Source organism: Paraburkholderia bryophila (assembly GCF_003269035.1).
In the GTDB taxonomy this organism is placed as follows: domain Bacteria; phylum Pseudomonadota; class Gammaproteobacteria; order Burkholderiales; family Burkholderiaceae; genus Paraburkholderia; species Paraburkholderia bryophila.
The window spans coordinates 346,890-365,424 of the sequence record NZ_QLTK01000003.1; the positions used below are offsets into that span (position 1 = coordinate 346,890).

11 protein-coding genes and 1 pseudogene are annotated in these 18,535 nt (G+C 65.5%); 8 read left to right on the forward strand and 4 right to left on the reverse strand.

The window, feature by feature from the left end; translation table 11 throughout:
- Window positions 1-117: 117 nt before the first annotated feature.
- Genes BX591_RS08350 through BX591_RS08365 form a run of 4 tightly spaced genes read right to left on the reverse strand, consistent with a single transcriptional unit; the run spans window position 118 to window position 9,228 of the window.
- A complete protein-coding gene (locus BX591_RS08350; protein WP_111930179.1) occupies window positions 118-1,632 on the reverse strand; it encodes an efflux transporter outer membrane subunit in 1,515 nt (504 codons plus the stop codon).
- Window positions 1,629-4,877, reverse strand: coding sequence for an efflux RND transporter permease subunit (locus tag BX591_RS08355; protein ID WP_111930180.1), 3,249 nt, complete (start codon window positions 4,875-4,877; stop codon window positions 1,629-1,631). Before BX591_RS08355 ends, BX591_RS08350 begins: the two co-directional genes overlap by 4 nt.
- Before the next feature lie 4 nt (window positions 4,878-4,881).
- Window positions 4,882-7,953, reverse strand: a complete 3,072-nt coding sequence (locus tag BX591_RS08360) for an efflux RND transporter permease subunit (protein WP_111930181.1) — start codon at window positions 7,951-7,953, stop codon at window positions 4,882-4,884.
- A gap of 12 nt (window positions 7,954-7,965) precedes the next feature.
- The gene (locus BX591_RS08365; RefSeq protein ID WP_244146875.1) at window positions 7,966-9,228 is read right to left on the reverse strand and encodes an efflux RND transporter periplasmic adaptor subunit; all 1,263 of its coding nucleotides are present in this window, start codon (window positions 9,226-9,228) and stop codon (window positions 7,966-7,968) included.
- A gap of 457 nt (window positions 9,229-9,685) precedes the next feature.
- Between BX591_RS08365 and BX591_RS08370 the strand changes: the two genes are divergently transcribed.
- The 8 genes and pseudogenes from BX591_RS08370 to BX591_RS08400 all read left to right on the forward strand — a co-directional run bounded on the left by BX591_RS08370 (window position 9,686) and on the right by BX591_RS08400 (window position 18,524).
- On the forward strand, window positions 9,686-11,155 hold the full coding sequence (locus BX591_RS08370) for a sensor histidine kinase (RefSeq protein ID WP_111930183.1): 1,470 nt from the start codon (window positions 9,686-9,688) through the stop codon (window positions 11,153-11,155).
- A complete protein-coding gene (locus tag BX591_RS08375; protein ID WP_111930184.1) occupies window positions 11,140-12,495 on the forward strand; it encodes a sigma-54-dependent transcriptional regulator in 1,356 nt (451 codons plus the stop codon). The genes BX591_RS08370 and BX591_RS08375 overlap by 16 nt, the downstream gene beginning before the upstream one ends.
- A gap of 57 nt (window positions 12,496-12,552) precedes the next feature.
- Window positions 12,553-13,062 (forward strand): hypothetical protein, encoded by a 510-nt coding sequence (locus tag BX591_RS08380; protein ID WP_111930185.1) that lies wholly within the window; start codon window positions 12,553-12,555, stop codon window positions 13,060-13,062.
- A gap of 106 nt (window positions 13,063-13,168) precedes the next feature.
- Window positions 13,169-13,976 (forward strand): annotated as a pseudogene (locus BX591_RS08385) (phosphate acetyltransferase); the annotation flags it as partial.
- Entirely contained in the window at window positions 13,969-14,133 is a 165-nt protein-coding gene (locus tag BX591_RS36395; protein ID WP_167444510.1) for a hypothetical protein, read from the forward strand. The pseudogene BX591_RS08385 and the gene BX591_RS36395, both read left to right, overlap by 8 nt.
- Before the next feature lie 141 nt (window positions 14,134-14,274).
- Entirely contained in the window at window positions 14,275-15,864 is a 1,590-nt protein-coding gene (locus tag BX591_RS08390; protein WP_111930186.1) for an ABC transporter substrate-binding protein, read from the forward strand.
- A 126-nt stretch (window positions 15,865-15,990) separates the two neighbouring features.
- Window positions 15,991-17,463, forward strand: a complete 1,473-nt coding sequence (locus tag BX591_RS08395) for a sugar ABC transporter ATP-binding protein (protein ID WP_244146886.1) — start codon at window positions 15,991-15,993, stop codon at window positions 17,461-17,463.
- Window positions 17,460-18,524, forward strand: coding sequence for an ABC transporter permease (locus BX591_RS08400; RefSeq protein ID WP_111930188.1), 1,065 nt, complete (start codon window positions 17,460-17,462; stop codon window positions 18,522-18,524). Before BX591_RS08395 ends, BX591_RS08400 begins: the two co-directional genes overlap by 4 nt.
- The last annotated feature ends 11 nt before the right edge of the window (window positions 18,525-18,535 follow it).

Sequence of the window (18,535 nt, forward strand, 5' to 3'; positions counted from 1 at the left end):
ATGTTTTATTTATTTTATCGATATAAGTAATTAATAATGGATAATTTAAATGTCGGATGGATTATTTCTGTTTCCGCATCAGGATATTGATTATTTTGAATGGATGCACGTACAGAGTCATTCCGCCGCAGGCGTGGAGGTAGCCCTCACCGCAGACGCGCCGGCTTCACCCGCCACCGTCCGCCCACTCCCATCCCACTGCCAGCCACCCCCCAGATTCTTAATCAACGTCACACTCCCTTGCGCGAGCAGCGACTGACTATCCGTCAACGACTGCGCCGCCTGCAACAGCGTCAGTTGCTGCGTCAACACGCTTTCCTCGCTCGCGGTCCCCGCCAGCAACTGCGCGCGCTGGCTCGCGAACAACTGCTGGTTGCGCCGATAAATCTCGCCATACGCTGCCGCCTGCTGCTGCAAATGATTGATGTTCGACAAGCTGTCCTCGACACTCTGAAACGCCGTCAGCACCGCGCCGCGATAGTTCGCCACGTCTTCATCGTAAGTCGCGCGGGCTTCGCGCACCGCGGCGCTGCGTGCGCCGCCGTCGAAAATCGTCGCGGCCAGGTCGGGTCCCAGCGTCCACACGCGGCTCGGCAGCGAGAACAGGTGCGCGAACGCGTTGTGCTCGAAGCCGCCTTGCGCCGACAGATCCAGCACCGGGAAAAACGCCGCTTCAGCCGCGCCGATTTTCGCGTTCGCGGCGGCGGCGGTGCGTTCCGCGCTCACCACGTCGTAGCGCCGCTCGAGCAATTGCGACGGCAACGCCAGCGGCACCGCTGGATTGGCGAACGCGTAGTCGTGCTTCGGCGGCAGCGAGAAGCCGGAGGGCGGTACGCCGATCAGCACGGCGATCGCGTGCTCGTCCTGTTCGCGCGAGGTTTCGGTGGTCTGCAACTGCGCCACCACGATTTCCAGCGTGTCCTGCGCGGTCAGCACGTCGTCGTTCGACGCGGTGCCTTGCAGAAACGCGGTGCGCGTGATGTCGAGAATGCGTGCGTCGATCTGTTGCTGCTGTTTAAGCGAGTCGATATCCAGATCGGCCTGGCGTAGTGCGAAATAATCATTGGTGAGCGTGGCCGCGATCGACAGGCGTTCGCCGGCTAACTGCGCGTCGCTAGCTTGCGCGCTGGCTTTCGCGGACTCGACCTCGCGCCGCACTTCGCCCCACAAGTCCGGTTCCCAGCTCGCCGTGGCCGTCGCGCTCACCGAATTCCGGATGCCGGCCACGGTGCTGCCCGTCGTGCTGCTGATACCCGAACTTGCGGCCCCGTTACCGGTGCCGCTGCGCGTGGCCGAGAGACCTGCCGTAATCACCGGGAAGAGGCTTGCGCGGTTGGCGTCGACGGTAGCCTGCGCGAGCCGGTAGGCGGCTTCGGCCGCGGCGATCGACTGATTCGCCTTGAGCGAGCGGCCGATCAGATCCGTCAGCGTGTCGTCCTGATAGACCTGCCACCACGTGCTCGACAGCGCCGCTTGCGGATCGGCCTGCGCACGTTGCCAGTCCACGCCTTCCTTGAAGGTCGCGGGAATCGCCACCGTGGGTTGGGTGTAATCCGGGCCGACCGCGCAGCCGGTCAGGCACAGCGTCGCCAGCCCCACGCCCGCAACCGCGCTCAACACTCTGCTCTTCATGATGTTGCTTCCTTCCCGTGACGTCGACGGCGCAGACGCTGATACGCGCGGTCGAGCCACAAATAGATGACCGGCGTCGTATAAAGCGTGAGCATCTGGCTGAAAATCAGTCCACCGATAATCGAAATACCCAGCGGCTTGCGGAATTCCGAGCCGTAGCCGGAGCCGAACACGAGCGGCAGCGCGCCGAGAATGGCGGCGCTGGTGGTCATCATGATCGGCCGAAAGCGGATCAGGCAGGCGCGCGTGATGGCCTGTTCGGCGGGCAGCCTGGATTGCCGTTCCTCGGTGATCGCGAAATCGATCATCATGATCGCGTTCTTCTTGACGATCCCGATCAGCAGGATCACGCCGACCAACGCGATGATCGACAACTCCGTGTTGGTGACCAGCAGCGCGATCAGCGCGCCGACCCCGGCCGAGGGCAGCGTCGACAGAATCGTCAGCGGATGCATCAGGTTCTCGTACAGCATGCCGAGCACGATATACACGGTGAGCAGCGCGGCGACGATCAGGATCGGCTCGCTCGCCACCGACTGCTGAAACACCTGCGCCGTGCCCGCGAAGCTGCCGACAATGCTGGCCGGCATGCGCAGTTGCGCGACGGCCTCGTCGACCTGCTGCGTGGCCTGACCGATCGACGCGCCCGGCCCGAGATTGAACGACGCCGTGACGGCCGGGAAGGTGCCCTGATGGTTGATCGAGATCGCCGTTTGCGCGATCGAGAAATGCGCCATCGCGGCCAGCGGCACGAGGGCGTTGCCGTTGGACAGCACGGCGGCCGAGGGCGTCGCCGTACGGCTGCCCGGACCGGCCACGGCCGCCGCACTCGCCGCTGCCGCCGCCGTCGAGGCCGCGCGCGCCGAGGTCGCGACGCTCGGCGCAGCAGACGTGCCGCCGCCGGTCGAGCCGCTGCCCGAGGTGGCGGCCGCACCGGCCGGCACATAGATCGCCTTCAGCGCGGCCGGATCGGTCCAGTATTCGGGCGCGAGTTCCATCACCACGTGATACTGGTTCGCGGACTTGTAAATGGTCGATACCTGGCGCTGGCCGAATGCGTCGTACAGCCCCTGATCGATCGACGCGAAATTGACGCCGAGCCGTGCCGCCGTATCGCGATCGACGGCCACGCTCGCCTGCATGCTGTTGTCCTGCTGGTCGGTGTTGATGTCCTGCAGCATCGGCAGCTTGTGCATGGCGGCGACGACCTTGGGCACCCATTTGTCCAGATCGGTCTGCTCGTCGGCGGTCATCGTGAACTGGTATTGCGCGCCGCTTTGCCGGCCGCCCACGGTAATGTCCTGGGCCGATTGCAGGAACAGGCGCGCGCCGGGTATATTGGCGAGCGAGCGGCGCAACTGCGCGATCACCTGATCGGCGCTTGCCTTGCGCGGCCCGAGCGGCTTGAGCGTGACGAACATCAGGGCGGTATTGACCGAATTCGAGCCGCCCACGAAACCGCCCACCGCCTGCACGTTCGGATTCTTCAGCACCAGTTGATTGATCTTGAGGAATTTCTGCTGCATCGCGTGGTACGAAATGCTCTGCGACGCCTGTACCTGGCCGATCAGCCGCCCGGTGTCTTCCTGCGGAAAGAAGCCCTTCGGAATCACGATATACAGCAGCACGTTGAGCGCCAGCACCAGAATCGTCACGAGACCCATCAGCACCGGATGGCCGATCACCCAGCCCAGCGTGCGGGCATAAAAGCGGTGAAAACGCGAGTCGGGGTATTCGTTCCCGTCGTTCTCAGCGTGCGCGTGGCCGGTGCTGCGCAACGCGATGCTGGCGAGCATCGGTGTGACGGTCAGCGAGATCACCATCGACATGATGATCGCCACCGAGAGCGACACCGAAAACTCGCGGAACAGCCGCCCGACGATCCCGCCCATCAGCAGCAGCGGAATGAACACCGCGATCAGCGAGACGCTGATGGTCAGGACCGTGAAGCCCACTTCGCGCGCACCGTTCAGCGCCGCCTGCATGGGTGGCTCGCCGCGTTCCATGTGACGCATGATGTTCTCGACCACCACGATCGCATCGTCCACCACGAAGCCGGTCGAGATGGTCAGCGCCATCAGCGACAGGTTGTTCAGGCTGAAGCCGAGAAAGTACATCACGCCGAAGGTGCCGAGCAGCGACAGCGGCACGACGATCGCCGGGACCAGCGTGGTGCGCCAGTTGCGGAAGAACGCGAAGGTCACGGCAGTCACGAGCAGCACCGAGATCGCCAGCGTGATCTCGACGTCGAGCAGCGACGCGCGGATCGTCGACGTGCGGTCCATCAGGATGTCGAGCTTGATGGTCGGCAGGATCGACGCTTCCAGAAACGGCAGCGCGGCTTTCACGTTGTTGACCGTGTCGATCACGTTCGCGCCCGGCTGCTTGTAGACGATCAGCAGCACGGCCGGCTTGCCGTTCGACAGGCCGTAGTTCTCCAGATTCTCGACGTCCTGCCGCACATAGCCGAGATCGGAGATGTGCACCACGTCGTTACCGCTCTGCTTGACGATCAGCGGCGCGTAGTCGGAGGCGTTGTAGAGCTGGTCGTTCGCGCCGAGGTTGTACTTCAGCGGCCCGACGGCGGCCGAACCTTTAGGCAGATCGACGTTGGCCGTGGCGATCGCGCTGCGAATCTGTTCGAGGCTCACGCCGTAGTGGTTCACGCGGTCCGGATTCAGTTCGATCCGCACCGCCGGCAGCGCGCCGCCGCCTACCGTGACATCGCCGACGCCCGGCGTTTGCAGCAACTTCTGTTGCAGCACGGTCGACGCTGCGTCGTACAACTGGCCGCGCGTGGCCGAGTCGGACGTGAGGCTGACGATCAGGATCGGCGCATCGGCCGGATTGACCTTACGGTAGGTCGGATTGCCGTCCAGATTGGCCGGCAGGTTGGTGCGCGCGGCGCTGATCGCGGCCTGCACGTCGCGCGCGGCGCCGTTGATGTCGCGATTCAGATCGAACTGCATCGTGATGCGGGTCGCGCCGAGCGAGCTCACCGAGGTCATCTGCGTGATGCCGGAGATCTGCCCGAACTGGCGCTCCAGCGGCGTGGCGACCGAGGTCGCCACCGTGTTCGGATCGGCGCCCGGCAAGGTAGCCTGCACGCTAATGGTCGGGAAATCGACCTCGGGCAAGGGCGCCACCGGCAACAGCTTGAACGCCAGCGCGCCGAATAGCGCGATGCCGATGGCCAGCAGACCGGTCGCGACAGGGCGCGCGATGAACGGTTCGGACAGGTTCATCGCGTCACTCCGCCGCGGCCGTGGGTCGGTCGCGTTTGCTGAAGCGCTCTTCCACACGATGCATCGCGAGATACATGACCGGCGTGGAGAACAGCGTCAGCAACTGGCTGATCACCAGGCCGCCGATAATCGCGATACCGAGCGGATGCCGCAATTCCGAACCCATGCCGGTACCGAACGCGAGTGGCACCGCGCCGAACAGCGAGGCCATGGTGGTCATCAGGATCGGCCGGAACCGCAGTTCGGCGGCGCGGCGGATCGCTTCCACGGCGGGGAGTTTTTCGTTGCGCTCCAGCTCCAGCGCGAAGTCGATCATCATGATGGCGTTTTTCATGACGATGCCGATCAGCAGCACGATGCCGATCAGGCCGATGATGTCGAACTGCGTGCCGGTGATCACCAGCGCGAGCAGCGCGCCGAGCGCAGCCGACGGCAACGTCGACAGAATCGTCACCGGGTGAATGAAACTTTCGTACAGCACGCCGAGCATCAGATACACCACGATGATCGCCGCGCCGACCAGAAACGCCTCGTTCGACAGCGACGACTGGAAGGTCGCCGCCGTGCCCTCCAGCGACGCCTGCACGGTCAGCGGCAGGCCAATCTGCTTCTCGATGTCGGCCAGCCGCGTGACGGCCGTGCCGAGCGTGTAGCCGGGCTGCAGATTGAACGACACATCGGCATACGGGAACTGCCCCTGACGGTCGATCGTGACGGGCGCATGGATCAGCTTCATCGTCGCCATGCTGGCAAGCGGCGCGACGCCGCCCGACGAGGTATCCACGTAGAGGCCGGAGAGCAGATCGGACAGGTTGCCCGAGGTTTTGTCGGCGACCAGCACGACGTGATACTGATTCAGCTGCGTGTAAATGGTCGACACCTGGCGCTGGCCGAACGCGTCGTACAGCACGTCGTCGATGGCTTGCGGCGTGACGCCCAGGCGCGAGGCAGTGGCGCGGTCGAACGTCAACTGAATCTGGTTGCCTTGCTGCGATGCCTGGCTTTGCACGTCGGCGAAGGCCGGGTCGTTTTTCAGCGCGTCGATCAGCTTGCCGGTCCATTCGTTGAGCACGGCCGGGTCGGTGGCCTGCAGGCCGACGCGGTAGCTGGTGGTCGAGATCGTGTCGTCGAGCGTCAGATCCTGCACCGGATGCAGGAACAGGCGCATGCCGGCGAGACCCCCGGTCGCATCCGACAGACGCCGGATCACGGCCGCGCTGCTGTCGCGATCGCCTTTGTCCTTCAGGTTGATCAGCACGGTGCCCTGGTTGAGCGTCGGGCTCGTCTGATTGATACCGACGAACGACGATAGACTCGCCACCGCCGGATCCTTCAGCAGATCGCTTACCAGTTGCTGCTGCTTCTGCACCATGTACGGAAACGAGATGCCCGGCGCCGCCTGCGAAATGCCTTCGATCAGGCCAGTGTCCTGTTCGGGGAAGAAACCCTTGGGCATCAGCAGCAGGATCGCGAAGGTCAGCGCGGCGGTCAGCGCCACGGAGAGCAGCGTCAGCCCGCGATGCTCCAGCACCCAGCCGAGCCCCTGTACGTAGCGCCGATTCACGCGGTCGAAGAAATCGACCCGGTGTTCTTCCTCGTGCGCCTTGAACATGCGCGAACACATCATTGGCGTGAGCGTCAGCGAGACGAATGCCGAGATCACGATCGCGATGGCCAGCGTCAGCGCGAATTCGCGAAACAGCCGGCCGACCACGTCGCCCATGAACAGCAGCGGAATCATCACCGCGATCAGCGATACCGACAGCGAAATGATGGTGAAGCCGATCTGTTTCGAGCCCTTCAGCGCGGCTTCCATCGGCGTGTCGCCGGCCTCGATGTAGCGCGTGATGTTTTCGATCATCACGATCGCGTCGTCCACCACGAAGCCGGTCGCGATGGTCAGCGACATCAGCGTCAGGTTGTTCAGCGAGAAGCCGAGGCCGTACGCGACGGCGAGCGTGCCGATCAGCGACAACGGCACCGTCACCGCCGGGATCACGGTCGCGGCCACCTTGCGCAGGAAGATAAAAATCACCATCACGACCAGCGCGACCGCCACCGCGAGTTCGTATTCCACGTCCGTGACCGACGCGCGGATGGTCTGCGTGCGGTCGGTCAGCACCGCGACCTTGAGCGTGGCCGGCAGGCTCGCGCGCAATTGCGGCAGCAGCTTCTGCACGCGGTCCACCACGTCGATCACGTTGGCGCCCGGCTGCCGCTGGATGTTCAGCACGATCGAGGGCGTGCTGTCGGTCCACGCGGCCTGCTGCACGTCCTCGGCGGCCTGCACGGAGGTGGCGATCTGCGCGAGGCGGATCGGCGCGCCGTTCTTGTAGGCGAGCACCACGTCCGGGTATTGATCGGCCGATTGCAACTGGTCGTTCGCGCCGATCGAATACGCCTGGTACTTGCCGTCCAGATTGCCCTTGGCCTGGTTGACGTTGGCGTTGCCGAGCGCGGTGCGCACGTCGTCGAGCGACAGGCCGAGTGAATTCAGCGCGCCCGAATTCGCTTCGATGCGCACCGCCGGGCGCTGGCCGCCGCTGATCGTCACGAGGCCGACGCCGGAGATCTGCGAAATCTTCTGCGCGAGCCGGGTGTCGGCGAGGTCTTCGATCTTCGTCAGCGGCAGCGTGTTCGAAGTTAGCGATAAGGTCAGCACCGGCGCGTCGGCGGGATTGACCTTGCTGTAGACCGGCGGGTAGGGCAGGTTGGCCGGCAGGTAGCTGGCCGACGCGTTGATGGCCGCCTGCACTTCCTGTTCGGCGACGTCGAGCGACAGCGACAGGTCGAATTCCAGCGTGATGACCGAGACGCCGTTCGAACTCGTGGAGTTCATCGTTTTCAGGCCGGCCATTTCGCCGAGCTGCACTTCGAGCGGCGCGGTGATCGACGAGCTGACCACGTCCGGGCTCGCGCCGGGATACTGCGTGTAGACCTGGATGGTCGGGTAGTCGACCTCGGGCAACGCCGAGACCGGCAGCAGGTGATAGCCGAGCAGGCCGGCCAGCAGCACGGCGATCATCAGCAGCGTGGTCGCGATCGGCCGCTCGATGAAGGGGCGCGAGATATTCATGGAGACCGACTGTTAGTGGGAGGCGGAAGCGGCGGCGCTTGAGGCGCTTGAGGCGCCCGAGGCACTTGACGCGCTGGTGGCGCCAGTCGCGGAGGATGCCGCCGCGTCTGAAGCGCTCGCCGACGCGCTCGCTCCCGACGCCCCCGCCGGCGTCGCTGCCACCACCCGCACCGCCGAGCCGTTGTCGAGCTTGTCGGCGCCATCCGTCACGACCTGCTCGCCGGCTTTCACACCACCGTCGAGAATCGCCGTGTTGTCGCCGCTAACCGGCCCGGCCTTCACATTGCGCAGCGCCACCTTGTTGCCCGCGCCGACCACGAACACGAAGTCGCCGTTGGTGCCGTGCTGGATCGCCGCGGTCGGAATCACCGGAATCTGCTTCAGCGTGTCCGCCTGCATCCGTGCATTGACGAACTGGTTCGGAAACAGTGCGTCGCCGGACTGCGGGAACTCCGCCTTCACCTTGACCGTGCCGGTGGCGGTGTCCACCTGGTTGTCCACGGCCAGCAGGGTGCCGTGCGACAGCAGCGTTTTTTTGTCGCGGTCGTAGGCGAGCACGGCGACCGCCCCACGCGACATGGCGCGATGAATCTGGCCGAGATAGTCCTCCGGCACCGCATACACGATGGTCGCCGGCTGCAGTTGCGTGATGACCGCGACGCCGGTCGTGCTGGTCGTCGTGATGTAGTTGCCCGGATCGACCAGGCGCAGACCGACCACGCCGTCCACCGGCGAGGTGATCGTGCAGTAGCTGACCTGCACCTGCAGGTTCTTCACGTTGCCGGTGTCGGACACCACCGTGCCCTGGTCTTCGTTGACGGTCGCGAGCTGGGTGTCGAGCGTTTGCTGCGTGATCGAGCCGACCTTGATCAACTGGCGGTAGCGCTGCAGATCGAGCTGCGCGTTGGCGAGCGCGGCCTTGTCGTGCGTCAGCGTGCCTTGGGCCTGCACCAGTTGCGCTTCGAGCGCACGCGAATCGATCCGCGCGATCACCTGGCCGCGATGCACCCGTTGGCCTTCCTTGAAATCGACCGAATCGAGAATGCCGTTGACCTGGGTGATGACGGTGACGGTGCGCGTCGGCGTGACCGTGCCGAGCGAATCGATATAGACCGGTACGTCGGCCAGTTTCGCCGCGACCGCCGAGACCGGCGTGCCCGGCGGCACGGCCGGCGCCTTGCGCGCGGGATTCCGGAAGAAAAGCAACCAGACGGCCAGCACGATCAGCAGCACGAGGACGATGAGCGCGGGCCATTTCAGGTGGGTTCTTTTCACGTACGCCTCGTTCGATCGGACAGGATGGTTGCGGCCGGCCGCCGTATCTCGTGTGTCGATCCGCATCGGTCCGTGTCAAGGGGGACGTGAGCGCGGACGTGAGCGCGAGCGCGAATCAAAGGCGAGCGGCGGGTGGTTCGTGGACCATGCTCTGCAACTGCCGTGCCAACGATGCGGTGCCGATGCCGTCTGGTTCGCACTCGTTGAAGCCGAGGCCGTTTGTCGCGATTCACGACGCAAGGTGTCGCAAATCACGACAACGTCGCGCGCAGGACAAGCGACGGCGCAGTCTTGAACGGCCGTTGCGTCGGACCGCACCCCGCGCCCCGCCTTTGAAATGGCCACGGATGGCCCGCGAAAGCGCCTTCCCATGCCGGATGGCTTCGCTCTGGCATACCATTCGCATCAGGGAGTGCGGCAGAGGGACGCCGCCAGAGATAAAACACGGGACAACACCATGCTTCGATCGTTACGCGGCCGGCTGATCGTGCTGCTTGCACTGCTGGTCGTCGCGGCGGGCGCGACCGCCTGGCTGATGGTGGGGCTGTTCCATCAGTCGGCGGCGGCGCAGGTCGGCCAGGCCGCCGCGGAAAACGCCCGCGCCTGTGACGCGATCGCGTCGGCCTACCGTCTGCACAGCGCCGACTGGGGGAGCGCGCCGCCCGCGCCCGACGACACCGCCGCGCGCGGCCGTCTGAGCGCCGTCGTGCAGAACGCGTTGCGCAACCGGCCGGGCGTGCAGGGCGGCATCTGGCACGGCGACACGGGCTCGCTCGCCTACGCGTTTCCGACCTACGACGGCGCCGCGCCGCGCACCGACCCACCGGGCGGCGAACTGCCGCGCATCCGCGAGATCAATGCCGCCGCGCTCAGCAGCGACCGCGCGGCCAGCCACCGCTACGGCGCGCGCTCGCAGACCCTGCTGATCTCGGCCTGCCCGTTGCCCGGTCCGATCCCGCATCTGACGGCCTGGACCATGACATGGACCTTCACCTTCGCGGGCCGCAGCTACTATCAGTTGATGGCCGGGCAAGCCGTGCTGCTGGTGACGGTGCTGATCGCGGCCGCGTTGCTGACGCAGCTGACCATGACCTGGTCGCGGCATGTGTCGCAGATCGAGACAGCGCTCAGTTCGTACGACGTGGCCGACCTGCCGGTGTTGCCGCCCACCCGCGAGCGTGAGCTGGACCGGATCGTCCTCGCGCTGAACGAGGCCGGGCGGCGGCTATCGGTCGCGCGACAGCGGGGCGACACGCTCGCGCGGCAGATGGCGACCGCCGAGCGTCTCGCCGCGATCGGCCGGGTGGCCGCCGGCGTCGCGCATGAGATCCGCAACCCGATCGCGGCGATGCGGCTGAAAGCGGAAAGCGCGGTCGCGGGCGGCGCGGAGCGTCAACCGCAGGCGCTGCGCGTGATTCTCGGCGAGATCGAACGGCTCGACGCGCTGGTGCGCCGGTTGTTGAGCATCACCGAACACGACGAACCGAAACGCGAGCTGATCGAAGTCAGCGCGTTTCTGGAGGCCTGCGTCGCGCAACATACGGAGCGCGCCGCCGCCAGACAATTGACGATATCGAGCACGGCCGACTGGCAGGAGGCGCGCTTCGACCCGGACCAGGTGCAGCGCGCGCTCGACAATCTGATTCTGAACGCGATCAACGCCGCGCCGGCCGGCAGCCGGATCGAGGTCGCCGCGCTGCGTCGCACGGAAGCGCTCGTGCTGTCCGTGCGCGACGGCGGCTCCGGCCCGCCCGCCGATATTCAGGATCATCTGTTCGAGCCGTTCGTGACCGGACGGCCCGACGGCACCGGTCTGGGTTTGTCGATCGTGCGCGAAGTCGCGGTGGCGCACGGCGGCACCGCACGTTTCGTATCGACCGACCACGGCACTACTTTCGAGATCACGCTGCCATGCCCCACATCCTGATCGTCGACGACGACGCCACCATGCGCGACGCGCTCGCCGAAGTCGTGATCGATCTCGGCCACACCGCCTGCCTCGCCGCCGACGGCTTGAGCGCGCTCGAACTGCTCGACACCGAGCCGGTCAGCGCGATGTTTCTCGATCTGCGCATGCCCGGCATCGACGGACTCGAGGTGCTGCGCCGGCTGCGCGCGCGGCCCAGGGCGCCGGTGGTGACGGTGTTGACCGCGCACGCCACCGCGTCCAATACGATCGAGGCGATGCGCCTGGGCGCGTTCGATCACCTGACCAAGCCGATTGGCCGCGCGGATCTCGCGCGGGTGCTGCAGCGCATGCTGTCGAGCGTCGCCGAGCCGGGCGCGAGTTTTCCGGCGCAGGAGGCCGAGGCGATCATCGGCTCGAGCGAGGCGATGCGGACCGTGCAGAAGACCATCGGCGTGCTCGCCGATAGCGACGCCACCGTGCTGATCACCGGCGAGACCGGCACCGGCAAGGAGGTGGTGGCGCGGGCGATCCACGAACACGGGCTGCGTCACGACCGACCGTTCGTCGCGGTGAACTGCGCGGCGATCCCGGTCGATCTGCTGGAGAGCGAGTTGTTCGGTCACGCGCGCGGCGCCTTCACCGGCGCCACCGCCGACCGCGACGGCGCGTTTCGTCAGGCCGCGCACGGCACGCTGTTTCTCGACGAGATCGGCGACATGGACATGGCGATGCAGGCCAAGATTCTGCGCGCGTTGCAGGAGCGGGTGGTGGTGCCGGTCGGCGGCAAACCGGTGCCGGTCGACGTGCGCGTGATCGCCGCGACTCACCGTGACCTGCTGCGCAGCGTGCGCGACGGGAGTTTTCGCGAGGACCTGTTTTACCGGCTGCACGTGGTGCCGATTCATCTGCCGCCGCTGTCGGCACGGATTGCCGATATCGTGCCGCTCGCCGAGTACTTCCTGACGCGCGTGGCTGCGGGCAAGCGCCTGTCCGCCGATGCCGCCGCGATGCTGATCCGCTTCGCGTGGCCCGGCAACGTGCGCGAACTGAAGAACGCGATGGAACGTGCCGCCGTGATGGTGCGCGGCGAGTACATCCACGCGACGGACCTGACGTTTTTGCAGGACGCGTGCTCCTCGCAAGATTCGTCGCTCGAATTCGACTGGCCGGATGAGGACTTGCCTTCCGCGCTGGCGAGGCTCGAAGAGATGCTGATCCGCCGCGCGCTCCGCCATAGCGGCAACAATCGCACCGATGCCGCGCGGCGCCTGAACGTCAACCGGCAATTGCTGTATGCCAAGCTCAAGCGCTACGGGATCGATGTGGCGGATTCGGGGCGGGATATGGAGGCGGGGTGAGGAGAGCGGCGATAATGGCGTTCTTTTTATAACTTGACGAGAAGAGAGAACGCCGCAATGAAACGCATCACGCCACACCGTCGCCCGGTTCGCATCGCATCGATCGCCGGCGCTCTGCTTGGCATCGCCCTCGCATTCGGTTCCATACCTTCCGCTGTCGCGCAGAGCGATGCCCAGACCGATCAGGCAGTCGACGCGCGAATGGACTTTCTGTTCGGCTCCCACGTGCCGTACCGCCAGTTCTTCGACCAGTTGCAGCAGGCCGTGGCGCGTGCCGACAAACCGGCTGTCGCGGGCATGGTGAAATATCCGATCACCGTCGCGCTGCACGGCAAGAAAGTGACGCTGCGCACGAAGCGCGACTTCGTCGCGCATTACGACGCGATCTTCACGCCCAAGCTGGTCGATCTGGTCGCGCATCAGACCTATGCGACGTTGTTCTCCCGCGATCAGGGCGTGATGATCGGCGGCGGCGAAGTCTGGTTCAGCGGCATCTGCCGCGACAAGACCTGCAAGGACGTGTCGGTCAAGATCATTACGCTGAATCTGGATTCGTTGAACGGCTGAACCACTGAACACCGCGGGTCGCGGACACGCCGCGGATCTTCGAGCGGATTTCGCGGCTGTGCATGCGCCCATTCCTTCTCCGTGGGGTTGAGGGGCGGCACGAGGAGGGCCTGAAGTCCGCATCCGTCGTCTGGCGGCGTCGCTCGAAGTCGATCTGGCTGCCTGCCGCGTGATCGACGCGCCGCATAGTCACGCGGCCGCCGCGAAAGCCGTCGAACTGGTGCGCGCCGGCGCAGCGGACGCGCTGATGAAAGGCAGCCTGCACACGGATGAACTGCTGGAGGAAGTGGTCCGCAAGGACACCGGCATCCGCACCGAACGGCGTCTGAGTCACGTTTTCATCATGGATGTGCCGAGCTATCCGAAGCCGCTGTTCATCACGGACGCGGCCGTCAATATTTTCCCGACGCTGGAACAGAAAGCCGATATCGTGCGCAACGCAGTCGAACTCGCGCACGCGCTGGGTATTGCGTTGCCGAAAGTGGCGGTGCTGTCCGCGCTGGAAACCATCACCTCGAAAATCCCCTCGACGCTCGACGCCGCCGCGCTCTGCAAAATGGCCGATCGCGGCCAGATCGGCGGCGCGATCATCGACGGTCCGCTGGCGTTCGACAACGCGATCAGCGCGCACGCGGCGGCGATCAAGCATCTGATCGCCCGTGGCCGGCGACGCGGACATTCTGCTGGTGCCGGACCTGGAAGCCGGCAACATGCTCGCCAAGGAGCTGATCTATCTGGCGAAGGCGGACGCGGCCGGCATCGTGCTCGGCGCGCGCGTGCCGATCATCCTGACGAGCCGCGCCGACAACCCGCGTTCCCGCCTGGCGAGTTGCGCGGTCGCGGCGCTGTATGTGCACCGCAATCGCGTGGTCACGCAGGCGCAGGACGCCATCTGGGACATCCAGCATGCGTGAGTCGCTGCTGGTTTTGAACGCGGGATCGTCGAGCCTCGCGTTCTCCGTCTATGAAACGCGTGTGGATCGCTCGCTCGTGGCCGGCGCGCATGGCGCGGTCGAACAGATCGACACAACGATATGGGGTGCGCAACGCGGCACGCTGCGGTCAGATTAGCGGCCAGGTTCCGCACCGACCCGGCCCGCTTGCGCGCGCCAACATCAGCGCGGATCACTGCATAGCTAATCACTTTTGCTTGTTTTTCGATCCTTTCGAAGCGCCTTAGTATCCGTAGTTCTTATGACGATCAGGATACGTATGAGCTTGCGAAACAGGCTGCGCGGCTATGCCGCCGGGACGCTGCTAACCGCCGCGCTAACCGCCGGCAGCATCGCGTCCGCTTCAGCGGCGCCGGCCCAGGGCGGGACCCTGACCTGGATCGTCGCGCCGGAGCCGGCTTCGATCGTGCCGCTGACCACGACCGCCGGCGGCAATGCGGAGATTGGTCCGAAGGTCGTGGAAGGCCTGCTTACCTACGACAAGGATCTGAATCCCAAACCGCTGCTGGCCACCGCATGGTCGGTCAGTCAAGACGGTCTGCAATATCGCTTTACGTTGCGGCAAGGCGTCAAATGGCACGACGGCAAGCCCTTTACGTCTGCCGACGTCGCGTTTTCGATCCTGACGCTCAAGCAGGTGCATCCGCGCGGACGCAGCACGTTCGCCAACGTAACTGGCGTGAAGACGCCGGACCCGTACACCGCGATCATCGAACTGTCGAAGCCCGCACCGTTTCTGCTGACCGCGCTGTCGGGCTCCGAGTCGCCGATCATCCCGAAGCATCTGTACGAGGGCACCGACATCGCGTCGAGCCCGTACAACAGCGCGCCGGTCGGCACCGGCCCGTTCGTCTTCAAGTCGTTCGTGCGCGGCAACTACATTCTGCTGGAGCGCAACCCGAACTACTGGGACAAGCCCAAGCCCTACGTCGACAAGATCGTCGTGCGCTTCCTGCCGGACGGCGCGGCGCGTGCCGCGGCGCTCGAATCGGGGGCGGCCGATCTCGCCGATCAGGCGATTCCTCTCGCGGACGTCAAGCGGTTCAGCGCGTTGCCGAACTTCACGGTCGACACCACCAACTGGCCATACGTCAGCAATCACCAGCAACTGATCTTCAACCTGGACACGCCGGTTCTGAAAGACAAGGCGGTACGCAAGGCGATTTCGCAGGCGGTCGACGTCAACGCGTTGAACAAGGTGGTCTGGTACGGCTATGGCCAGGTATCGGCCGCGGCGATCGGCGCGGCCAACACGAAGTATCACGACGCCGGCATTCATTACTTTCCGTACGACCTGGCGCAGGCGAATGCCGCACTCGACGCCGCCGGTCTCAAGCGCGGCGCCGACGGCACACGCTTCAAACTGCGGCTGCTGTTCAATCCGTTCCAGGATCCGCGCGCGGCGGATTTCGTGCGCCAGTCGCTGGCGCGGATCGGCATCGACGCCGAGATCCAGAGCTACGACTTTGCGACCTACGTGAAGAAGGCCTACACCGACCGCGCCTTCGATATCACGCTGGAGGCGCTGTCCAACGCGTTCGATCCGACCGTCGGCGTACAGCGGGTGTTCTGGTCGAAGAACTTCAAGATCGGTTTGCCGTTCTCCAACGCCGCGCATTACTCGAACCTGGAGGTCGACCGTCTCTTGGAAGCCGCTTCGGTGGAAACCGACGAGGCAAAGCGCAAGCAACTCTTCATCCAGTTCCAGCAGGCGGTGCATGACGACATTCCGTCGATCGAGTTCGGTGCGAATCCCAACATCACCATCGTGTCGAAGAAGGTGAGGGACTATGCGCCGACCGGCGAAGGTTTGCGCGGCAATTTTGCCGATCTGAGCCTTCAACCGTAGCACGGGGTGACGAGTCTTATGAACTCAGGCGTGTTGGATCATAACGGTATCGAAGTAAAGGCATGCGACGGCGGTGTCGCGAACGGTGGCCCGCAAGCCACACGTCGTGCGCCGGGCGAACCGGTTCTGAGGACCTTCGGGCTCACGAAGCAGTTCGGCGCGACGCTCGCGTTGTCGAACCTCGATCTGTCGATACACACCGGTGAGGTCGTCGCGCTGATGGGCGCCAACGGTGCGGGCAAATCGACGCTCGTCAAGATACTCAGCGGCGTGTACGCGCCGGACGGCGGCACGCTGACGCTGTCCGGGCAAGCGTATCGACCCGCTTCGCCACAAGCGGCGAAGCAACTCGGCATTGCCACCGTGCATCAGTCGATTGCCGACGCGGTCGTGCCGTCGCTGTCGATCGCGGACAACCTGCTGCTGGACCGCTTGTGCGATGCCGGCTCGCCATGGCGCGTGCCGCCGGCGGCACGTCGCGAGGCGGCGCGTCCGCTGGCCGAACGCGTTGGACTGGCGGTCGATCTGGCTGCGCCGCTCGACTCGCTGTCGCTCGCGAGTCAGCAACTCGTGACGCTGGCGCGCGCGTTGGCGTCGCGTCCCAAAGTGCTGATACTCGACGAGCCCACCGCCAGCCTGTCCGCTGCCGAAGCCGACCGGCTGTTCGCGCGGCTCGCGCCGTTGCGCGACGAGGGCGTCGCGATCCTGCTGGTGTCGCATCGGCTCGGCGATTTGCGGCGCGTGGCGGACCGTGTGGCGATTGTGCGCGACGGGCGCCTTGTCGCCGATCTGCGCGCACCGATCGATTTCGACGCTGCCGTCGAGACGATGATCGGCCGGCCGCTGCCGTCCGCACGCACCCAAACGACACAACCGGCCGCGTCGCTCGAACCGTGCTTCAGCGCGCGCGGTCTTCAGTTGACGCCGACCAGCGTTCCTTTCGACCTCGACCTGCAGCGCGGCGAAATCGTGGCGATCGCGGGGCCGGTGGGCGGCGGCAAATCGCGGCTCGCACGGACGATCTTAGGCGCGGCCCATGGTTGCGGCGGCCGAATGACGTTCGACGGCAAACCCTGGCGTCCACGTTCTCCCGCCGACGCGATTCGCGCCGGCGTCTTTCTGGCGGGCGAGGATCGCTGGCGCAGTTCGCTGTTTCCCGACAGCGTGCCGTTCGCGTCGATTGCGGGCACGCTCAGTTTTCCGTTCCTGTCGCGCTGGTTCCGGCGCGGCGTGGTTCGCGAAGCCGCGGAGCGTGCTACCGCAAGCGAAGCAATCGAAACCTTCGGCATTCGCTGCACCGGTCCCGACGATCGCCCGACGCGGTTATCGGGCGGTAATCAGCAGAAAGTCGTGCTGGCCCGCTGGCATGTCGAACCCGCGCGGCTGTTACTGCTCGACGAACCGTTTCAAGGCGTCGATGCCGGCGCGCGCGCCGATATCGTCGATACCTTGCGGCGGCACGCGCCGGAACGCGCGACGCTCGTATTCGTCAGCGACCTCGAGGAAGCGCTGGAGGTGGCCGACCGCGTCGTCCGGTTCGATCGCGCGACGCTCGAACGTTTACCCACTCACGAACTGAGTCCCGAAGGGCAGTCATGAAAACCGCCACGCCTTCTGTTGCCGGCGAGACCTCGGTCGCCCAACACGCCCGTCCTGCATTGCGTGGCTTACGCGGTTTGCGCGATCAGTTGGAGCGCACCGGCATCCTGCTCGTGCTGGCCTTGCTGATCGCCGTGTTCGCCATCAAGGAACCCGCGTTTCTGAATCTCGACAACCTCCTCAGCATTCTGCAGGCAGTGTGGATCGTCGCGTTGCTCGGCATTGGCGTGACGATCACGCTAGCCGCGGGCGGCTTCGATCTGTCGGTGGGCAGCGTGGCCGCGTCCGCGCAGATGGCGGCCAGCTACGTATTGATTGTCTGGCATGGCAGCGCGCTCGGCGCGGTCGCCGCATGCGTGGCGCTCGGCGTCGCGGCCGGTCTGTTCAACGGCCTGCTGATCACGCGCCTGCGCGTGCCGGATCAACTGGCGACACTCGGCACGCTGTTCCTGCTGGCCGGTCTGCAACTGATTCCGACCGGCGGCCGCTCGCTCGCCACCGGCACCGTGCTGCCCGACGGTACGGAAGCGAGCGGCCTGTTCTCCGACGCGTTTCTGGCGCTCGGCCGCCTGCGTGTTTTCGACATGGTGCCGCTGCCGGTGCTGGTTCTGGTCGCCGTCACGGTGCTGGCCTGCATCGCGATGGAAACGACCCGCTGGGGCCGCGTGATCTATGCGATCGGCGGCAATGAAACGGCGGCGCGACTCGCCGGCGCGCCGACCGCGCGCTACCGGATCGCGGCCTATGTCGCCTCGGGCGCAATCGCGTCGCTGGGCGGCGTGCTGATCGCCGCGCGCGTCGGACGCGGCGATGTGAGCGCGGGGCACTCGCTGCTGCTCGATGCGGTTGCCGCCGCGTTGATGGGCTACGCGGTGTGGGGCGCAAAGCGGCCCAATGTGTTCGGCACCGTGGTCGGCGCGGTGTTCGTCGGCGTGTTGCTCAATGGCTTGACCATGCTCAACGCGCCGTACTACATGCAGGATTTCATCAAGGGCGTGTTGCTGGTGCTGGCGCTGGCGTTCACGTTCAGCGTCGGCCGGCGCGGCGACTCGCGTGGGTAGATGGCGCTGCG

Coding starts and splice junctions, on each gene's coding strand:
- BX591_RS36395 (WP_167444510.1), top strand. CDS start 13,969: ATGCGTGAGTCGCTGCTGGTTTTGAACGCGGGATCGTCGAGCCTCGCG.
- BX591_RS08355 (WP_111930180.1), bottom strand. CDS start 4,877: ATGAACCTGTCCGAACCGTTCATCGCGCGCCCTGTCGCGACCGGTCTG.
- BX591_RS08390 (WP_111930186.1), top strand. CDS start 14,275: ATGAGCTTGCGAAACAGGCTGCGCGGCTATGCCGCCGGGACGCTGCTA.
- BX591_RS08350 (WP_111930179.1), bottom strand. CDS start 1,632: ATGAAGAGCAGAGTGTTGAGCGCGGTTGCGGGCGTGGGGCTGGCGACG.
- BX591_RS08380 (WP_111930185.1), top strand. CDS start 12,553: ATGAAACGCATCACGCCACACCGTCGCCCGGTTCGCATCGCATCGATC.
- BX591_RS08360 (WP_111930181.1), bottom strand. CDS start 7,953: ATGAATATCTCGCGCCCCTTCATCGAGCGGCCGATCGCGACCACGCTG.
- BX591_RS08370 (WP_111930183.1), top strand. CDS start 9,686: ATGCTTCGATCGTTACGCGGCCGGCTGATCGTGCTGCTTGCACTGCTG.
- BX591_RS08375 (WP_111930184.1), top strand. CDS start 11,140: ATGCCCCACATCCTGATCGTCGACGACGACGCCACCATGCGCGACGCG.
- BX591_RS08400 (WP_111930188.1), top strand. CDS start 17,460: ATGAAAACCGCCACGCCTTCTGTTGCCGGCGAGACCTCGGTCGCCCAA.